The 18,544-nt window shown below is 65.9% G+C and carries 15 protein-coding genes; 7 read left to right on the forward strand and 8 right to left on the reverse strand.

The genetic code is table 11. From position 1 onward, the window contains the following. A partial coding sequence (locus tag KA248_02270) for a hypothetical protein (GenBank protein MBP7828724.1) occupies nucleotides 1-579 on the reverse strand: 579 nt, incomplete at its 3' end. Beyond that, nucleotides 576-2,009, reverse strand: a complete 1,434-nt coding sequence (locus KA248_02275; protein MBP7828725.1) for a TolC family protein — start codon at nucleotides 2,007-2,009, stop codon at nucleotides 576-578. The genes KA248_02275 and KA248_02270, both read right to left, overlap by 4 nt. A gap of 98 nt (nucleotides 2,010-2,107) precedes the next feature. Between KA248_02275 and KA248_02280 the strand changes: the two genes are divergently transcribed. The 5 genes from KA248_02280 to aceE all read left to right on the forward strand — a co-directional run bounded on the left by KA248_02280 (nucleotide 2,108) and on the right by aceE (nucleotide 8,367). Further along, on the forward strand, nucleotides 2,108-2,953 hold the full coding sequence (locus tag KA248_02280) for a histidinol-phosphatase HisJ family protein (GenBank protein MBP7828726.1): 846 nt from the start codon (nucleotides 2,108-2,110) through the stop codon (nucleotides 2,951-2,953). After that, nucleotides 2,950-3,822 (forward strand): helix-hairpin-helix domain-containing protein, encoded by an 873-nt coding sequence (locus KA248_02285; GenBank protein MBP7828727.1) that lies wholly within the window; start codon nucleotides 2,950-2,952, stop codon nucleotides 3,820-3,822. The genes KA248_02280 and KA248_02285 overlap by 4 nt, the downstream gene beginning before the upstream one ends. Before the next feature lie 140 nt (nucleotides 3,823-3,962). Continuing rightward, complete coding sequence (locus KA248_02290) at nucleotides 3,963-4,283, forward strand: hypothetical protein (GenBank protein MBP7828728.1); 321 nt, start codon at nucleotides 3,963-3,965, stop codon at nucleotides 4,281-4,283. Next, the gene (locus tag KA248_02295) at nucleotides 4,280-5,545 is read left to right on the forward strand and encodes a DEAD/DEAH box helicase (GenBank protein ID MBP7828729.1); all 1,266 of its coding nucleotides are present in this window, start codon (nucleotides 4,280-4,282) and stop codon (nucleotides 5,543-5,545) included. The genes KA248_02290 and KA248_02295 overlap by 4 nt, the downstream gene beginning before the upstream one ends. A 152-nt stretch (nucleotides 5,546-5,697) precedes the next feature. Then, nucleotides 5,698-8,367, forward strand: coding sequence for a pyruvate dehydrogenase (acetyl-transferring), homodimeric type (aceE, locus tag KA248_02300; GenBank protein ID MBP7828730.1), 2,670 nt, complete (start codon nucleotides 5,698-5,700; stop codon nucleotides 8,365-8,367). A gap of 84 nt (nucleotides 8,368-8,451) precedes the next feature. Here aceE and KA248_02305 read toward each other — a convergent pair whose 3' ends face one another. Then, on the reverse strand, nucleotides 8,452-11,685 hold the full coding sequence (locus KA248_02305) for a discoidin domain-containing protein (GenBank protein MBP7828731.1): 3,234 nt from the start codon (nucleotides 11,683-11,685) through the stop codon (nucleotides 8,452-8,454). Between the two features lie 95 nt (nucleotides 11,686-11,780). Between KA248_02305 and KA248_02310 the strand changes: the two genes are divergently transcribed. Both KA248_02310 and lpdA read left to right on the forward strand, forming a co-directional pair. Beyond that, nucleotides 11,781-13,058 carry a 2-oxo acid dehydrogenase subunit E2 gene (locus KA248_02310; GenBank protein MBP7828732.1) on the forward strand — a complete coding sequence of 426 codons (1,278 nt, stop codon included), beginning with the start codon at nucleotides 11,781-11,783 and terminating at the stop codon, nucleotides 13,056-13,058. Between the two features lie 95 nt (nucleotides 13,059-13,153). Beyond that, on the forward strand, nucleotides 13,154-14,557 hold the full coding sequence (lpdA, locus tag KA248_02315; protein ID MBP7828733.1) for a dihydrolipoyl dehydrogenase: 1,404 nt from the start codon (nucleotides 13,154-13,156) through the stop codon (nucleotides 14,555-14,557). Between the two features lie 35 nt (nucleotides 14,558-14,592). Here the strand turns inward: lpdA and KA248_02320 are convergent, their stop codons facing one another. From KA248_02320 to KA248_02340, 5 genes are all read right to left on the reverse strand, one after another. After that, nucleotides 14,593-15,225 carry a hypothetical protein gene (locus KA248_02320; protein MBP7828734.1) on the reverse strand — a complete coding sequence of 211 codons (633 nt, stop codon included), beginning with the start codon at nucleotides 15,223-15,225 and terminating at the stop codon, nucleotides 14,593-14,595. A 32-nt stretch (nucleotides 15,226-15,257) separates the two neighbouring features. Further along, nucleotides 15,258-16,784: a PQQ-dependent sugar dehydrogenase gene (locus tag KA248_02325; GenBank protein MBP7828735.1), complete on the reverse strand. Its 1,527-nt coding sequence runs from the start codon at nucleotides 16,782-16,784 to the stop codon at nucleotides 15,258-15,260. 97 nt (nucleotides 16,785-16,881) lie between these two features. Next, nucleotides 16,882-17,343, reverse strand: coding sequence for a retroviral-like aspartic protease family protein (locus tag KA248_02330; GenBank protein MBP7828736.1), 462 nt, complete (start codon nucleotides 17,341-17,343; stop codon nucleotides 16,882-16,884). Further along, a complete protein-coding gene (locus tag KA248_02335) occupies nucleotides 17,336-17,578 on the reverse strand; it encodes a hypothetical protein (GenBank protein MBP7828737.1) in 243 nt (80 codons plus the stop codon). The genes KA248_02330 and KA248_02335 overlap by 8 nt, the downstream gene beginning before the upstream one ends. A gap of 71 nt (nucleotides 17,579-17,649) precedes the next feature. Beyond that, nucleotides 17,650-18,492: a DDE-type integrase/transposase/recombinase gene (locus KA248_02340; GenBank protein MBP7828738.1), complete on the reverse strand. Its 843-nt coding sequence runs from the start codon at nucleotides 18,490-18,492 to the stop codon at nucleotides 17,650-17,652. Between the last annotated feature and the right edge of the window lie 52 nt (nucleotides 18,493-18,544).

Consider the following 18,544-nt stretch of genomic DNA (forward strand, 5'->3'; position numbering starts at 1 on the left):
GTCGAGCGCCGAGGGATGCAGGAATTTCTTCGTCAACTCCAGCTGGAGGGCCAGCCGTTCGGCCTGCGCGGGCGCCGCGGCGACTTTGACCTCCTGCTGCTGCACCTCCTGCTCCGAGATCAGGCCTTCCTCCAGCAGCTGGCGGCTGTCCACGAGGTACTGCCGTTCGGCCTCGTGATCACTGACGGCCTTGGCGTGGTTGACCTCCAGTTCGCGGATTTCCAGCGGGATCTTGGCGTTTTCCAGGCTTTCCAGGTCGGCCCGGGCGAGCGCCTCGTCGCGCTCGAGCTTGAGCAGGCCCTGCTCGATCTGCGAGGCGTCGAACCGCACCAGGAGATCGCCGGGCTGAACGCGGGATCCCTCCGCCACCAGTTCCGCGATCGTGGCCGGGCCGCCGGAGAGGAACATGATGTCCTCCACGCGCCGCGACTCGAGCGTGCCGTCGTAGAGAGCCCGCACTTCCATCGGGCCGCGCACCACCACCGCGCTGTCCAGCAAATCCCGGCCGCTCCGCCGGTGCAAGGCCAGGGCCAGCACCACCAACCCCGCGGCCGCCGCCAAGCCGAGTATTTTTTTCATGGCCTTCCCCCTCCTGCGGCCCCGTCGGGCTCCGGCTTGAGATCGGCCGGGTAGTCCATCAGTGTGCCCAGCGTACGCAACATGCGGTAGGCGGCGATCGTCACTTCCGCCTGGGACATCAGCATGCGATTCCGGGCTTCCAGCAGCGCGTTTTCCGCGTCGGTGACGGTGAAGTTATCGCCCTTGCCGATCTCGAACATGCGGCGGGCCAGCCGGGCACGGCTTTCCGCGAGGCGGTAGTTGCGCTCGGCAAACAGCGTTTCGCGGCGCGCCCGCTCGTAGGAGGCCAGGACCGTCTGCACCTGCCGCTGCAGGCCCGAGCGGACGATTTCGATGGTCTGGCGGGCGCTTTCGCCGCGCAGCATCGCCTGCCCCAGGGCCAGCCTTTCGTCCTGGCGCCGCAGGTCCGTATCCGCCGCCAGGCCCACGAACCAGGCATCTTCGTCGAGATCGAAGCTGTCGGAGGAGCGGGACCCCTCGCCCGACCGTTCGTACCGCGCGATCAGCTCCAGGTCCGGCAGCAGGTTCCGGCGGGCGATCCGGACGCCCCGCTCGGCGTCCCGGCTGTCCGCCAGGACCTGCGCGTAATCCAGCCGGTTCGACAGCGCCAGGCCCACCGCCTCGTCGCGGCCCGGGATCGCGATCTCCAGCAGGGGTGTGTTGGTGACCACGATCTCCGCGCCGGGCTCGCGGCCCAGCAACTCGGCGAACGCCGCGCGGGCGATCTCGATATCCTCCGTCGTCTTGTTGAGGCGGATCTGGTTCTCGCCGTGCTGCAGGTCCACGCGCAGGGCATCGACGCGGGTCGCGCGCCCCTGTTGCTCGCGGGCGCGCGTGAGGCGCAGGAGCTGCCCGGAACGCCGGAGCGCCTGTTCGTCAAACTCCAGTTGCCGCTGCAGCCGCAGGATTTCCTCGTAGCCCTCGACCACCTGGACGACCAGATCCGTGCGCCACAGCTCGACCTCGCGGCGGGAGGCCTGGACGCCGCTCCGGGCCTGGACGACGGGCTCCTCGTTCACCAGGCGGCCGAAGCGACGCAGGAGCGGCTGGCGGACCTCGACCTGGACCACGCCGCGATGGAGGTCCGGGCTTTCGTCGAAGCCGGTCCGGGTCCAGCGCCCGTCGACCGAAAGCGAGGTGCCAACACCCTGCTTCTTCGAGACGCCCAGCCCGGCGCCCGACTGCCCGCCCTCGTCATCGGCCGCCACCTCGCCTTCGGGCCGCAGCCTGACCGAAAACTCCGTGCGGGCCTGCGCCACGCCCAACACGCTGGACTCCAGGCTCAATTCCAGCAGGCGCAGCGAGCGGTTGTGGGCCAGCGCGGCCTGGACGGCCTCCTCCAGGGCCAGGACCGGTTCGGCCCCTGCGCCCCGCAGGGCGAGCAGCAGGGCGCCCAGCGCACACCGCAGATGGAAAGTGGGGACCGGCATCTCCCGAACTATGGGAAAAGCGCGCCGGACTGTCAACGGGCGTGCGTCGCCGCGGCCCGGTTTGACAGGCCGCGACCCGCCTCCTACATTGTGCCGACATGATCCACACGATGCCCAGCCTGCCCGCCGATTACCACAGCCATACGCGGCTTTGCAAACATGCAGCCGGCGACCCGATCGACTATGCCCGCGCCGCGCGGCCGCGCGGCCTGCCGGAACTCGCCGCCACGGATCACGGCCCCACCCCATTCAACTACGATCCGCGCCACCGCATGGAGATGGACCAGTTCCCGGAATACCTCCGGGGCGTCGAGGCCGCGCAGCGCGACCAGCCGGGCCTCGTGCTGCTGGGCATCGAGGCGGACTACTTCGAGGGCTGCGAATCGTTCATGGCCGGCTGGCTGGCCGCCCAACCCTTCGACGTGGTGCTCGGCTCCATTCATTACTTGAGCCCCCCGGCCATGGACGCGACCGAATTCAAGCCGCTCTGGGATTTCGGGGGGATGCGCGGCACGTGGAAGCGGTACTTCGAACTCGTGGGGAAGCTGGCGGACAGCGGCCTGTACGACGTGGTGGGGCATTTGGACATGCTCAAGCGCAACGGCGGCCGGCTGCCGGACCGCGACCTGCGCGAGTGCGCCCTGCCCGCCCTGGACCGGATCGCGGCCGCCGGCATGGCGATCGAGATCAACACGTCGGGCCTGCGGCACGCGGTCAAGGAGATGTATCCGTCGCCGTTGCTCCTGTCCTGGGCCCGCGAGCGGGGCATCCCGATCGTGTTCGGCTCCGATGCCCACCAGCCGGACCAGGTGGGCGCCGAATTCAAGCGCGCCGTTCAGTTGGCGCGGGAGTGCGGATACACCCGCGCGCTGCGGTTCAGAAGGCGCGCGCGCAGCGCAGTTCCACTGGACCTGCCGGCGGCGGAGGCCGTGGGGAGACGATGAAGAACCGATTTTCAAAGAGACTGGCGCTGCTGGCGGTGCTCTGCGCCCTGGCCGACGGCATCGCGGTACGGGCCGGAGAGGACAAGACCCTCACGCGCCTGCGGGACGCCGTGCTGGCGGAGGCGCCCGGCAACGACGGGGACAGTTTCGCCATCGAGGCCCAGGGCCAGGGGCTCCGGGTCCGGCTGTACTTCGTGGACACGCCGGAACTCGAGGCCAGCTGGGACGTGGACGTGCGGCGCGTGCGGGAGCAGATGCGGTACTTCGGCCTGCCCGGGGAAAAGAAAATCATCGAGTACGGACAACGGGCCGCCGAGTTCGTCCGGGAGCAGTTGGCCCGGCCCTTCGAAGTGTATACTTCGTATGCCGCGGCCCTGGGACGGTCGCCGGAGCACCGGTTCTACGCCTTCGTGAGGACGGCCGACGGCCAGGACCTCGCGGAACTGCTCGTGCGGGCGGGCCTGGCACGGACCTACGGGGTCGGACGCCAGACGCCGGACGGCACCGGCCGCAACGAAATGCGGGCGCGCCTGTCGGACCTCGAGGCGGCCGCCATGCTGAAGCGGGCCGGCATATGGACCGACGCGGATTCCGAGCGGCTGGCGGAACTTCGCGCGCAGCAGAGGAAAGAAGACAGCGAACTGCAGGCCATCCGGATGGACCTGGAGGGGCAGGTCATGCCGGAATTCCCGCTGAACATCAACACCTGCACCGCGGAGGAACTGGACGCCGTCCGCGGCATCGGGCCCGTCCTGGCCCGGCGGATCGTGGAAACACGGCCGCATCCCTCGCTGGAGCACCTGCTCAAAATCCGGGGGGTTCACGCGCGGCATCTCGCCGCCTGGAGCGAATTCCTGGTGACCGAGTAAACTCCGCGCGGCCCTTGTCATCCGGGGCCCGGCCTGCTATCCTGCAAGTGAGAGCTCTCTCACCGGTTCATGGATGGACCTGTCCTGAAAGTTCCCCGGCGGCCGATCGAAAGCACGACAGTCCGCGCAGAAAGGCGTGCATGGATACGAACATTAAACGGGTTCTGGATTTCCTGAACCGGAACAGGCTGCGGGCCACGTACCGGGACGTCGCGGGTTTCCTGCGGGTGCCCACGCCGTCGCTGGCCGTGCTGCTCGGTCCGCCCCGTCCGGCCGCCTCCTGGGTGGTCAACAGCGAAACCGGGAAACCCTCCGGTTACGCCGAAACCGACTGCCACCCGGACCTGCGAGCCCACGACATCATCGCCGACGAGCAGGACCTCCGCCTGAAGATGAAGCTCGAAAAGATTCCGGGGCGCCAGAGCCGGGCCCACCGACGCGACCACCGGAGTGCCCCATGAGCTTCGACCTTCTCCAGCTTGACGCGCGCATCCGGCAGAATATCCGGGGCCTGGGCTTTGAAGTGCCGACGCCTATCCAGCGCAAGGCCATCCCCGCGATCCTGGAGGGACACGACGTCATCGGCCTGGCCCAGACGGGCACCGGCAAGACCGCGGCCTTCGGCATTCCGCTGCTGCACCGACTCATCAACGGGCCGCGCCACCGTCTCCGGATCCTGATCGTCGGCCCGACCCGCGAACTGGCGGAACAGACCCGCGAGGCCTTGATCCAGCTCGGGGCGCATACGAATCTCCGGTGCATCACCATTTACGGCGGCGTCGGCATGTCGCCCCAAGTGGCCGGGCTCCGGCAAGGGGCGGAAGTGGTCGTCGCCTGCCCCGGACGCCTGCTGGACCACATCCGGCAGAATACGGTCGATCTTTCGCACGTGGAATGCCTTGTGCTCGACGAGGCGGACCGCATGTTCGACATGGGGTTCCTCCCGGATATCCGGAAGATCCTCTCGAAACTGCCGGCCCGGCGCCAGACCCTGCTGTTCTCGGCCACGATGCCCGACGAGGTCCGCGGCCTGGCCCACGAGGTGTTGCGCCACCCGGTCACGATGCAAATCGCCCATTCCAAGCCCGCGGAATCCGTCTCCCACGCCCTGTACCCCGTGGCCGCGCACCTGAAAACACCCTTGCTCACGGCCCTCCTCGAACAGACCGACCGCGAATCCGTTCTCGTGTTCACGCGCACGAAGCACCGGACCAAGCGCCTGGCCGCGCACCTGGGCCAGACCGGCCATCGCGCCGCCAGCCTGCAGGGCAACATGTCGCAGCGGCAGCGGCAGCAGGCCATGGATGGATTTCGCAGCGGCCGGTTCCAGGTTCTCGTGGCGACCGACCTGGCCGCCCGGGGCCTCGACGTCTCCAGCATTTCGCACGTGATCAACTACGACATGCCGAAGACCGTGGACGACTACACGCACCGCATCGGCAGGACCGGCCGCGCGGCCAAAACGGGGGATGCCTTCACGTTTGTCACCCCGGAAGACGAAGGCGTGGTCCGCGCCATCGAGCGCGTCCTCGGCGCGCCCATCGAGCGCCGGAAACTCGACGGTTTTAATTATACGGCAAGGCCCGCGGCGGCGACGCCTCACCGCGGAACTCCGCCGCCCGCGGCCACCCGCGGCGGCGCGCCGGCCCCGGTCGCGGCGCCCCGGGGCGTCACCCGCTCCTTCGCGCCCCGCCACCGGCGCAAGAAACGCTTCCATCGCTAGGACGACACATCGCTCTAGCCCTAAACGGCGGACCCCCGCCAGCTTGCCTGGGGGTCTAACCAGATTCGATTTGAAGCCCTGTTTTTATCGGGTATGTTAGGCCGTCGTCGCGGCGCCCCGCGCGCCTTTTCCCTGAACAAGAGGAATGCAACATGAGCAAATCGAAGCAGCCGGACCCGGCCGCCCTGGACCTGGAGACCCGCGACTGGATTGACTCTTTCAACGACCTGCTCGAACGCTCCGGGCCGGAGGGCGCGCAGCGTATCCTGCGCGAGGTGCAGGTGCACGCGCAGCGGTCCGGCGTGCAGATGCCGTTTTCGGCCAACACCCCGTACATCAACACGATTCCGGTCGGCGACCAACCGCCCTATCCCGGGAACCGCGAGATCGAGCGGCGGATCAAGAGCATCATCCGGTGGAACGCTATGGCCATGGTCGTGCGCGCCAACCGCGAGGAGGCCGGGATCGGCGGCCACATCTCCACCTACGCCTCCGCGGCGACGCTCTACGAGGTCGGGTTCAACCACTTCTTCCGCGGCCGCAGCGAGAACCACCCCGGCGACCTGGTGTACTTCCAGGGCCACGCGTCCCCCGGCATTTACGCCCGGGCCTTCCTGGAGGGGCGCCTGCCGCTGGAGCGGATCGACAACTTCCGGCACGAGCTGCACCACAAGCCCGGCCTGTCCTCCTATCCGCACCCGTGGCTGATGCCGGACTTCTGGCAGTTCCCGACGGTCTCGATGGGCCTCGGGCCCATCACGTCCATTTACCATGCCCGGTTCATCCGCTACCTGGAGGACCGCGGTCTCAAGGAGAAGAGCGACCAGAAGGTCTGGGCGTTCCTCGGCGACGGTGAGACCGACGAGCCGGAAACCCTGGGCGCCATCACCCTCGCCTCGCGCGAGAAGCTCGACAACCTGATCTTCGTCATCAACTGCAACCTCCAGCGGCTGGACGGGCCCGTGCGCGGCAACGGCAAGATCATCCAGGAACTGGAGGCCGCGTTCCGCGGCGCCGGCTGGAACGTGATCAAGGTCGTGTGGGGCGGCGACTGGGACCCGCTGCTGGAGAAGGATCGCGACGGCCTGCTCGTCCGGCGCATGGGCGAGGCGGTGGACGGCGAGTACCAGAAATATGTCGTCTCCAGCGGCGATTACATCCGCAAGAATTTCTTCGGAAAGTACCCGGAGTTGCTCGAAATGGCCGCGCACCTGTCCGACGAACAGCTGCAAAAAATGCGGCGCGGCGGCCACGATCCGGAGAAGGTCTTTGCCGCTTACAAGGCCGCGACGGAGAACAAGGGCACGCCGACGGTCATCCTGGCCAAGACCATCAAGGGCTACGGGCTCGGCGAGAGCGGCGAGGGCAAGAACATCACGCACCAGCAGAAAAAGCTCAACGAGGACGAACTGCGCGAGTTCCGCTCGCGGTTCGGCATTCCGATCTCCGACACGGAGATCGACAAGGTGCCCTTCTACCGGCCGCCGGACGACAGCCCGGAGATGGAATACCTGATGGAGCGGCGGAAGGCGCTGGGCGGCTTCCTGCCCGAGCGGCGACCCACGACCGTCTCCGCCGGCGCGCCCGCGCCGGACACGTTCCAGGAATTCCTCGCGGGCACGGGTGACCGCGAGGTTTCCACGACCATGGCGTTCGTGCGAATCCTGGCCAAGCTGCTGAAGGACCCGAAGCTCGGGAAGTACATCGTGCCCATCGTGCCCGACGAGGCGCGGACCTTCGGCATGGAGGCGCTCTTCCGCCAGTGCGGCATCTACTCGCACGCCGGCCAGCTCTACGAGCCCGTGGACGCCGACAGCCTGCTCTACTACAAGGAGGCGCAGAACGGGCAGATCCTCGAGGAGGGCATCAACGAGGCCGGTTCCATGTCGTCTTTCATCGCGGCGGGCACGGCCTACGCGAACCACGGGATCAACATGATCCCGTTTTTCATATACTACTCCATGTTCGGTTTCCAGCGGATCGGCGACCTGGCCTGGCTCGCGGGCGACTCGCGCTGCCGCGGCTTCCTGCTCGGCGGGACGGCCGGCCGCACCACGCTGGCCGGCGAGGGCCTCCAGCACCAGGACGGGCACAGCCACCTGCTGGCCTTCCCGGTGCCCAACCTCATGGCCTACGACCCGGCCTACGCCTACGAACTGGCCGTGATCATCGAGGACGGCATCCGGCGGATGTACGAAAACCGCGAGGACATCTTCTACTACCTCACCGTGATGAACGAGAACTACGCCCAGCCCGCCATGCCCAAGGGCGCGCGGGAGGGCATCCTGCGCGGGCTGTACAAGTTCCGGGCCGCCGCCGGGAAGGGGCATCCGGCCCAGATTCTCGGCAGCGGGGCGATCCTGAACGAAGCGCTCAAAGCCCAGTCGATCCTCGCGGAAAAGTACGGCGTCGCCGCGGACGTGTGGTCGGTGACCAGTTACAAGGAATTGCACCGCGAAGCCCTGGAAACCGAGCGCTGGAACGTCCGGCATCCCGGAGCGACGCCCCGGGTATCCTACGCCGCGCAATGCCTGGGCGGCGCAGCCGGGCCCATCATCGCGGCGTCTGATTACGTCAAGGCCCTGCCGGACTCGATCTGCCGCTGGATGCCGCGCAAGCTGCTGGCGCTCGGGACGGACGGCTTCGGCCGCAGCGACGGCCGCGAGGCCCTGCGCGACTTCTTCGAGGTGGACGCCCGCCACATCGCGCTCGCGACGCTGGCCTACCTGGCCTGGGACCAGACCCTCCCCGCGGTCACGGTCGAGAAGGCGATGAAGGATCTCGATATCGACCCGGAGCGCGTCAGCCCCATGCTGCGGTAGAAAGGCGTTTCATAGAAACGCCGCTACAGTGCTCATGCTGTAGCGGCGGTTCTGTGAGCCGCCAGAGAAGCGCCCCCCCCCGCGTCACGGCCCCAGGCGGACGCTGACGCCGAAGAATTCCATGCTGGAGGGAACCGGGTTGGTGAAGCCCATCGTTCCATCGAAGCCCGGCTGATCAACGTATTCCGGCAGGTTCGTGAATTCCTGCTCCAGCGAGGGGGTTACCCGGAGGGTGTACAGCCGGCCGGTCGCACCGGGCCAGTAGAACGCCGCGACCGTCGAGCGGGGCGGCGAGACGCGGAGGATCGCGAAGAAACTGTCGATGTCCAGCGGATCGAACCCGGCGATGAGTTCGTCGCCATCGGATTGATCGTCCCCGTCGGTGTCCCGAAGCACGGGGCTGGTGCCCACGCTGTAGTACTCGTTGGAATCGCCGAGCCCGTCCCCGTCGGTATCGGCCGAGGCATGGATCGTCTCGAAAGCGCCCATGTCCGGCGCGGCGGCCCCGTCGTCGTTGCCGTCCAGGGGCCGCGGCACCCCGTCGAGGTCCGCGGCGGGGCTTCCGCCGCCGAGGGCGGCATCCACGGCGGGGGAGCCTTCCAAGAGCCGGAAATCCCCGCCGATGAGGTCCACGAACTGCGGGTCGTTGGTGACGTTGCCCGTCCCGGCGGGATCCGGGCGCGTGCAGGTGAAATCGCAGATGCTGTTGAAGTACTCCGGCCAGTCGTTCGAGGCCGCGTTGTGGAAAATGACGCAGTGGACCGCGTACGAACGATACGCCCCCCCGCCGTACAAGCCGGCCTCGTTGCGGGTCAGGGTGCAGTGCGTGTTGGTGCTCCACGCGGTGCCGCCGCCGTAGCGGGCACGATTGTCCGCGACGAGACAATTCCGCAGGGCGCCGCCGAGCGCGCCGCCCCCGTTGCTCGACACGGTGTTGGCCAGGATCCGGCTGTTATGCACCATGCCACCGAGGGCGCCGCCGCCCTGCGCGGCCGTGTTCCCGGAAAGGAGGCTGTCCCAGATTTCACCGCCCCGAAGCCCCCCGCCTCCCCCGGAAGCCCTGTTGCCCGACACCACGCAGTTGGACATCACTCCACCGGAAGCCAACCAGGCGCCGCCGCCATGGGTCTCGGCCTCGGCGCCGCCGGCCAGGGTGCACCCGTTGGTCAGCGTGAAGCCTTCGAGCCGCGAGCCGGAACCGATGTACGCGCAGCGCACCGCGGCAGGCCCGGCAGGACCCCGTCCCGCCACGATCGCGCCGCCCGGTCCATTCATGCTTCGCACCGTCACGGCGTTCGTCAGCGCAATGCGATTGGTCAGCGCGCCGGTCACCAGCACACCGCCCTGGTCATAGGTGCCATCGGCGACGATCACCACGCCTCCGGGAATGTTGGCCGAGATGGCCGCCGGGATATCCGTCGCGGCGTCCGGCTCGTTCGTGAAGGGCCACAGGTGACCACCGGACAACGAGACGTAGTTCGTGTAGCCGTCAAAGACCTCTACCGTGGTCGTCGCGCTGGCGCTGCCGTCGAGATTCCAAGCGGTCAGAACGACCGGGTAGAGGCCGGCCGCGCCAAAGCCATGAATGACGGACGGCGCATTGGTCACCACCTGGCCGTCTCCGAAGGACAACAGGAATCCCTCGGCTTTCCCCAGCACGGCATGATCGAATTGCACGGGGTAGTTCACCACGGCCCGGGAGAAATTCGCGCTCAAGACCACGGCCAGCGCCCCCGTGAGGCCTGGGGAATAAACCTCGTCGCAGCCGATATCCACGCCGTCTCCCCAGATTCGGGGCTCGCCATCGATGTCGAAATCCCCCGCCGCCAGCGCGAGACTGCCGGCGTCCACACACGGCGAGGCCAAAGCCACATGCGGGGAGTTCACGGAAATCAGGCCGGGAGGCTCCGCGATGTTCCCCGCCCCGACGGGCAGCGGCATGGCGCAGGAATACGAAAAGGTAGCCGCACTGTGATTGGAGTGCCCGGCCACGCCCAGGTTATCCACCACGATACTGTTGTACACGACCGCCCAGTAGATTCCGCCGCCCCTTTCCGCGGCCGCATTGTTCACAACAGTGCAATTGACGACCCGTCCTACGCCGTTGAGGGCGTACACCCCGCCGCCCCGGTAACTGGCGGTATTGCCGCTCAAGAAACAGTTGTGCACCATGCCGGACGTGGTGTACACGCCCGCACCGGAAACGGCCAGGTTGGAGACAATCGTGCAGGATGAAACAATCCCGCCCGCGCCGGCCACGCCCTGGAGGTAGACGCCGCCGCCGTTTCCCGACAAGGCGCCGTTCCCTTGAATCAGGCACCGGTCCGTCTGATGGCAGTTGTAGACGCCGCTCCGATCGTTGTTCTCTATGACCGAGCGTTCCAGGACGTACACGTTCGCGGCGCCATACTCCGTATTGCGGGCTATCTCGCACTGCTCCACGCGCCGGGCCCAACTGATGCCGCTGCCCACGTTGCTGCTGACCACACAGTGGCGGATATCGCCCAGGAAGACGCCGTACCCCGTGGCGCCCGTTATTTGAAATTCTTCCAGCCGGGCGGTCCCCAGCCACACGCCCGCCCCCCCCTGCCCGTCGATGATCGTTTCCGCAGCGCCGTTAACCGAAGTCACCACCAGCGAATGGCCGAAGGCCATCCTCAAGGTGGCGCCGTTCGCGGGATCCCGCACGGCATGGATATCCACGCGCACATACCGGGCCGTGGCCGGCTGTGCCGTCTCGTAGTAGTAATGAACATCCTCCGTCAACGCTTCGCTCCGCGAATCAATCGAAGCCCAGGAAATCCCGTCTTCCGACACCTGGATCTCCCAGCCGGACACGCTCTGGTCCCCGCTGGTCCGATCCGGGCAGATCAACTGATAGGAGTCGATCTCCAATCCGCCCGCCACGCCTGAATCATAAACGATCCACTGGGGCGCGGCACCGACCGGCAGCGCCCAAAAACCGTTGCTGCTGAACGCCCGCCAGCCTTCGTAGGAAGAGTTGAAATGGGCCGAAGCTGTAACCACCGTGGGGGCGGGAACGTTGGACGCCGTCATAAAGACAGTTTCAATGCCGACAAAGGGGGCATACGTGCCATTGGTCACCAGCACGACGTCTCCCATCCCCGCCGCGTCCACGGCGGCCTGGATGTTCGTGGCGGCGTCGGTCCAGGTCTCGAAGGGAGGCTGGTGCAGGCCTGAAGGAGATACATAGCGAACCGCGGCTGGGGCTTCGACGGCCCACGGCCCCGCGCAGGCCGCCAAGGCCAGCCGCCATGCCGTACGCATCAACCGCGCGTTCATCGCATGGTCCATCATACCCTCGAACCCGCGCCGGAGCAAGCCGGCGTCGGACCCGCCTTGAAATCCTCCGCAAATGCGGCACAATAGCGGGAATCAGAAAGGACTTCGCGATGCCGTTGCCATTCAAGCTTCCCGAACTGGGTGAAAACATCAAGGGCGGGACCATCGTCAAGGTCCTGGTGAACGCTGGCGACACGATCACCAGTGAGCAGCCCGTCCTTGAAATGGAAACGGACAAGGCGGTCGTCGAAGTTCCCGCCGGGCTCGCGGGCCGCGTCGCGGAAATCCACGTCAAGGCCGGAGACAAGGTGGAGATCGGGCAATTGATTCTGACGATGGAGGACTCCGGCTCGCCCGCAACGCCCGCACCGAAGAAAGAAAAGGTTTCGGCACCTGTCCAGCAGACCCCGGCTCCCGCGCCCCCACCAGCGCCGCCAGTCCCGGCCGCCCCGGCCGAGCCGGGCACCGGCCGACTCCCGGTTGCCGCGGCCCCTTCGGTGAGAAAATTTGCGCGCGAGATCGGCATCGATATCCAGCAGGTTCCCGGCAACGGGGACGGCGGCCGGATCACGGAAGAAGACGTCAAGCGGTTCGCAAAAGAACTGAATACCGCGCGCCCGCAGGTCGCCGCCGGCGCCACCGGACCCGCCGCGCCGCCCCTCCCCGACTTCACGCGCTGGGGCGAGGTCGAGCTCCAACCCATGAACGCGGTACGCCGCAAGACCGCGGAGCACATGGCCCTGGCCTGGTCGCAAATCCCCCACGTGACGCAGTTCGACGTGGCGGACATCACGGACATGGAGGAACGCCGGAAGAAGCTGGCCGACCGGGCCGAGAAGGCCGGTGCCAAGCTCACCGTGACGGCCATGCTGATCAAGATCGTCGCCGCCGCCCTCAAGACCTTCCCGAAATTCAACGCCAGCATCAACGCGGCGGGCGGCGAGGTCATCCTCAAGAAGTTCTACAACGTGGGCGTGGCCGTCGATACCGAGCGCGGGCTGCTGGTGCCCGTCATCCGCGACGTGGAAAAGAAGAACATCATCCAGATCGCCGCGGAGCTTTCACGGCTCGCGGACAAGGCCCGCTCCGGCAAGATCGGGCTGGAGGAACTGCAGGGAGGCACGTTCACGGTGACCAACCTGGGCGGAATCGGCGGGACGCACTTCACGCCGATCGTGAATTACCCCGAGGTCGCGATCCTCGGCATCGGCCGAGCCCGCCGCGAGCCGGCGTTCACGGATAAGGACGGCTGCTGCCAGCCGCGCCTGATGCTGCCCCTGTCGCTCTCCTACGATCACCGGCTGATCGACGGCGCGGACGGCGCGCGATTCCTGCGCTGGGTCGTCGAGGCTATCGAAGAGCCCCTGTTGATTCCTTTGGAAGGTTGACGACCGCATGAAAGGCTGCCTGAAATCAACCCGTAGGGGCGTCGCTCGCGACGCCCGCGGGCGCCGGCCAGCGGCGCCCCTGCACTGAACATCCCATGGACAAGAAACAACTGGTGGTCATCGGCGGCGGGCCGGGCGGGTACCCGGCGGCCTTCCTGGCGGCGGACCTCGGCATGAAGGTCACGATGGTGGACCAGGAGGCCCATCCCGGCGGGGTATGCCTCTACCGGGGCTGCATCCCGTCCAAGGCGCTGCTCCACGTCGCGAAACTGCTCAACGAAACCCGCGAGGCCGAGGCTTGGGGTGTGAAGTATGCCGCCCCGCAGCTCGACATCGAAAAGCTGCGTGCCTGGAAAAACAGCGTGATCGAAAAGCTGACCGGCGGGCTCGGGCAACTCCGCAAGCAGCGGAACATCGAGTTCATCCGGGGGCGCGCGCGCTTTTCCGGCGGCGGCCGTCTCGTCGTGGCGGCGGAAAGCGGCGAGCAGAAGCTGGAGTTCGAGCAGGCCATCCTGGCCAGCGGGTCGCGCCCGGCGACGATCCCCGGGCTGCCCGCTTCGGCCCGGATCTGGGATTCCACCGCGGCGCTCGCCCTCGAGTCCGTTCCGAAAAGCCTGTTGGTCGTCGGCGGCGGCTACATCGGGCTGGAACTGGGCTCCGTGTACGCCGCGCTCGGCAGCCGTGTCTCGGTCGTCGAAATGCTGCCCGGCCTGCTGCCGGGAGCGGATCGCGACCTCGTGAGGTCGCTGGCGCAACGGCTGGACAAGCAGTTCGCCGCGATTCTGCTCGAAACCAAGGTCGCGGAAATGGCGGATACCGGGGACGGAATTCGCGTTCGTTTCGAGGGCAAAGACGTCAAGGAACCGGTCCAGATCTTCGACCGCGTGCTTGTATCGGTCGGTCGCAAGCCGAACTCCGGGGACCTGGGCCTGGAACACACCGCCGTCAAAGTGGACGCCAAGGGGTTCGTGGAAGTCGACGGGCAACGGCGCACGGCGGAGCGCTCCATCTTCGCCATCGGCGATGTCGCGGGCGAACCGATGCTCGCGCACAAGGCGACCCACGAGGCCAAGGTCGCGGTGGAGGCGGCGCTCGGGAAGAAGACCGTCTTCGAGCCGCAGGCCATTCCCGCCGTGGTCTTCACCGATCCCGAAATCGCGTGGTGCGGCCTGACCGAGACCGAGGCCCAGAAGACGGGCCAACCGGTCAAGGTCGCGCGGTTCCCGTGGGCGGCGTCCGGCCGAGCGCTGACGCTTGACCGGCCGGAAGGCGTGACGAAGCTCATCGCCGATCCCGAGACCGGCCGCGTGCTGGGCGTGGGCATGGCCGGGCCGGGCGCGGGCGACATGATCGCCGAGGCGGCGCTCGCCATCGAGATGGGCGCGACGGCGGAAGACCTCGCGCTGACGATCCATCCCCACCCCACGCTGTCCGAGACCGTGATGGAAGCGGCCGAGATGCTCCTCGGGCACTGCACGCACGTGTACCGGAAGAAATGACGCGACCATCGCGGCCGGGACGGCCGCGCCACCTTTCAGGAGCTCGGGTTGTCCCCAAGCGCGGCGTGCTCAACGACGTGCATGACCAAGTCCGCCGCCGTCTTCAGCGACAGGAACAGCAGCAGCACGGCCCGATTCCACGGCAGGGCTGACCCGAAGATGATGGTCAGGTGCATCGGGAGAATCCGCGCGTACGGGAAGAACATCACCGTGCCGATGTTCCGGACATTCCGGCGATCGGATTTCAGGTTGTAGAAAAAGGAGAACGCGTGATTCACCAGAAACGCGGCGAGGCACAGGCCGATGGCGGCGACCTGCGCCAGCCCTTCGGCCGCCAAGCCAACCAGGAAGACCATGTAGACCAAATGGAAGAAACCGTAATGAAACAGAAAGAAGAAGGCCATTCCGCGGCGGGTCGCCGGCGTGGGGTCCACCGACTTTCCGTTGGACTCCACGCCCTTCGTGGAAAACTCGTTCAGAGAAAGGATGCGCAGGAAATTGAAGAACCCGATAATGACGCTCTGCCCCCAGTAGACCCACATGAGCGTGCCGGCGTTCCAGTCCCCGATCAGAGCCATCGCCAGGGTCAGGACATTGGAGGCCACCAAGCTGGCCGCGGACCAGTCCCGGCGCGCGTACTGGAGAACACGTTCTATCTTCGACGCCATGCCCAAAGCGTAGCAGGTCGCTCCGCAGCGCATCAAGGCGCGGATTCGATCGCGAGGCGGTAGGCGCGGAACGCGACGCCCGTCGCCCCCGGGTCGGTCCGCTCGTTCCACAGCGAGGGATCGGCCAGGTTGGTGGCCAGAACGCCGAACGGCTCGAACAGGCTGGCCGTCATTTCCAGGCGGTAGCGCCGGCCGGGCGTCCCCGCCCAATTGAACACAGGCAGCCCGTCGCCGCCAAGCCGGGGAGCTTCCAGCTTCAACGCGGAGAGCCCGTTGGTCGGGTCCGTCCCCGCCGTGTACTCGTCCGCGTCCGGCGAACCGTCCCCGTCGAAATCGCCGGCGGGATCGGGCGGTGCATTGGTGCTGAACCCGTAGTAACTTTCCCAGGCATCGGGCAGATTGTCCGCGTCGCCGTCGTTATGGATTTCGTCCACGCGCAGCACGCGCCCCCCGCCGTAATCGGAAAGGTAGAGTCCCCCATACTCGTCGGACCCGAAGGTCGTGATGTTGAAGGACGCGTCGAAAAGTTCGGTGTTGGTCCACGCGCCGTTCTCCATGCGCAGGCCCCAGATTCGCCCGCTGCAGTAATCCGCGTAAAGGTAGGCGCCGTACATGACGGACCAGGGCTTGCCGCGATAGACCTCGCCGCCGGTGACCGAACAGCCCAGCGAATGATCGTACTCCCAAGCCGGCGTCGTGAAGCCGTTGGTGACGCACGGATCGAGGCCGGTGCAGTGAAACCCCTCCACGACGCGCCACCCGTAGTTCTCGCCGCCCGGGCTGGCCGCGGGCTGGACGTTGATCTCCTCCCAGTCGCTCTGGCCCACGTCCGCGATGTAGAGATCGCCCGTCACGCGGTCAAAGGAAAAACGCCATGGATTGCGAAGGCCCAGGGCCCAGATTTCCGGCCGGTAAGCCGGGTTGCCGACAAACGGATTGCTCGGCGGGATCGTATAGTTCGTTCCGTTGGCGGGCTCCACGTCGATTCGCAGGATTTTACCGAGCAGGTTCGTCTTGTTCTGCCCGTTGTTTTGCGGATCGTTGCCCGAGCCTCCGTCGCCGAGACCGATGTAGAGACAGCCGTCCGAAGGGCTGAACGCCAACTGACCGCCGTTGTGGTTCGAGAACGGCTGCGGAACCATCAGCAGACGCTCCTCGCTCTCGGGGTCAGCCTGGTTCGCGTTGGTCGCCGTCACGTGGAAGCGGGACACGATGCTCGGCCCGCCGTTGGTGCGCGTGTAGTTGACGTAGAAGTACTGCTTGTCCGCGAAACCCGGGGGAAAGGCCACCGAGAGCAGGCCCCGCTCCCCGCCGTAGAGCACGCGGTTGGTGATGTTCAGAAACGGCTGGGCCAACAGCACGCCCTCCTGCAGGATGCGAACCCGTCCGCGCTGCTCGACAAGAAAAAGCCGTCCGCTGCCGTCGCCGGCGTACGCGATGTGGGCGGGCGCCTCGAGATTGGTCGCGACGGGCGCCAGGGTGATCGACGGCCATTGCGCCGCAGGGGCACACGCCGCGGCCAGGATCAATCCGGCCGCCGCCAGAGCCATGGGCTTCATGACAGAACCTAATCCACATCCGGCGTAATGCAACGGGCGGGTAGTGTATTAATTTGAAAACCCCCGCCGACCCGCCTGCGTTTATTAGGCGGATGAATTACGAGGTTGCGATCCGAACCGTTCCAGACTTGCCTTCATAGGCCATTGTGCAGTGGCGAAGAAATGTTCGACCAATAAGCGCCTTGTGCGGCTGTCCACCAGCCGCAAGGTGAACGCCAGCAAACATGCCGTACATCGTGAAGTTTAATGACGGAATATGCACCTGCGCCAAATGAATGTTGATTTCCTGTCTGCCATGTATGCCGGCGATTTGGCGACGATCAACAATCGGCAGGTTCAACTGCGTTGCCAACATGCTATCAATGCAGCACTCTGTCGCGCCAGTGTCAACAAGAGCATCAACTGCATGTATTCCAGGGACAGGCCGCACCCCGGAGGCTGACTTGTACGTAGCATCGAATCCAATGTCTACCTTTATGGTAGGCCCATATGCGACGAGTTGTTCGGCTCCGGACGCGCCGCCAGGTACATCGTTGAAGCCACACAGAGTTTCAGGCATGAACGAGCCTATACATGACGGAAGCTGGCAGAACAATATCTTGCGCGCCAATCTGCCGTATTAAGTATGGCCCACGCCCAAACTTGTTCACAGCTTGCCGCGCAGCCTCTTCAGAAGAATCGTAAATGGCATCAAGTTTACCTTCGTGAACGAGCACCCACTTCCCCATATGCTGGAGCTCAAGTTCCTGCTTCATTTTCGCATACGCGGCAATATCTGACCGGATGTCATGCATGGTGCTGCTCTCCATCAATGCAATTTACCTCGATTCGGGATGGATGTACAGAGGCTATATCTTGAGACTCGTCAACTCGCTGCCTGGTCGGTGATTACGAGTAGTTCTTCGATCTCCCAAGCGTGGTCCGTTACCCCTGCGGCCATAGCCGGGGTGATCCTCAAGCTCTGGTGAATCCGGCAGAAGTTGTAGTACATGAAGTGCAGGGCAACCGCCGCCTCGTGATTCTCGGCTTTTTTAGAAAAGGCGTTGGTCAGGCGGGTGAACCGCCGCATGTTCATCCGCATGGTAAGGTTTTGCCGTTCGACAAAGCTTGTGGAAATGTGCTCGTACTTCGGATCGCCCTTGATACGGGCCACACGCGACCCCATGCAGACGCTCGGGCTGTACTTCGTGTTATCGGGATGTTCCGGCGCGTTCCCGTACAGCTTGACCAGCATGGCGTAGTCTATCTCGCTGCCAAAGGCGTCCTCGACAGCGTTCAGATACGCCTTGTGTCCGTCCGTCGTCAGTTGGACCCGATTGCGGAGCCTTACCGCAAGGTCATGGATAAAGTGGTAGGCCGCGCCAGCGTCGCGGGGGCCGACGAACCAGCAGGGAACCAGCTTTGTGTCCGCACAGAGCGCCGTCCAGGTCCAGATGTCACCCGCCTTGCCCTTCTTCTTCAACGCCTCTGGCGCGTTCTTCTCTTTGGCGTAGATGTAACTCCAAATCTCGTCACACTGGATACGCTGGCAGGGCAGGTCATGGAATGCCTTATCCTGGTACAGCGAACAGGCGCGGCCAGCGTCAACCAGCAGCTTGACCACGGTATTGATTGCCACGTCGCATATCCGGGCCGTGGCGCGGATGCTGGCCCCGTCAACGAGGCACCGTAGCAGCCGGACCCGCTTATCTGTCGATAGCTTGTTCATGATGTCTATACCGTACCCTTACATGCTTGAGCGGTCAAGCACAAAATAACAA

The sequence above is a fragment of the Kiritimatiellia bacterium genome (assembly GCA_018001225.1).
Classification (GTDB): Bacteria; Verrucomicrobiota; Kiritimatiellia; order CAIQIC01; family JAGNIJ01; genus JAGNIJ01.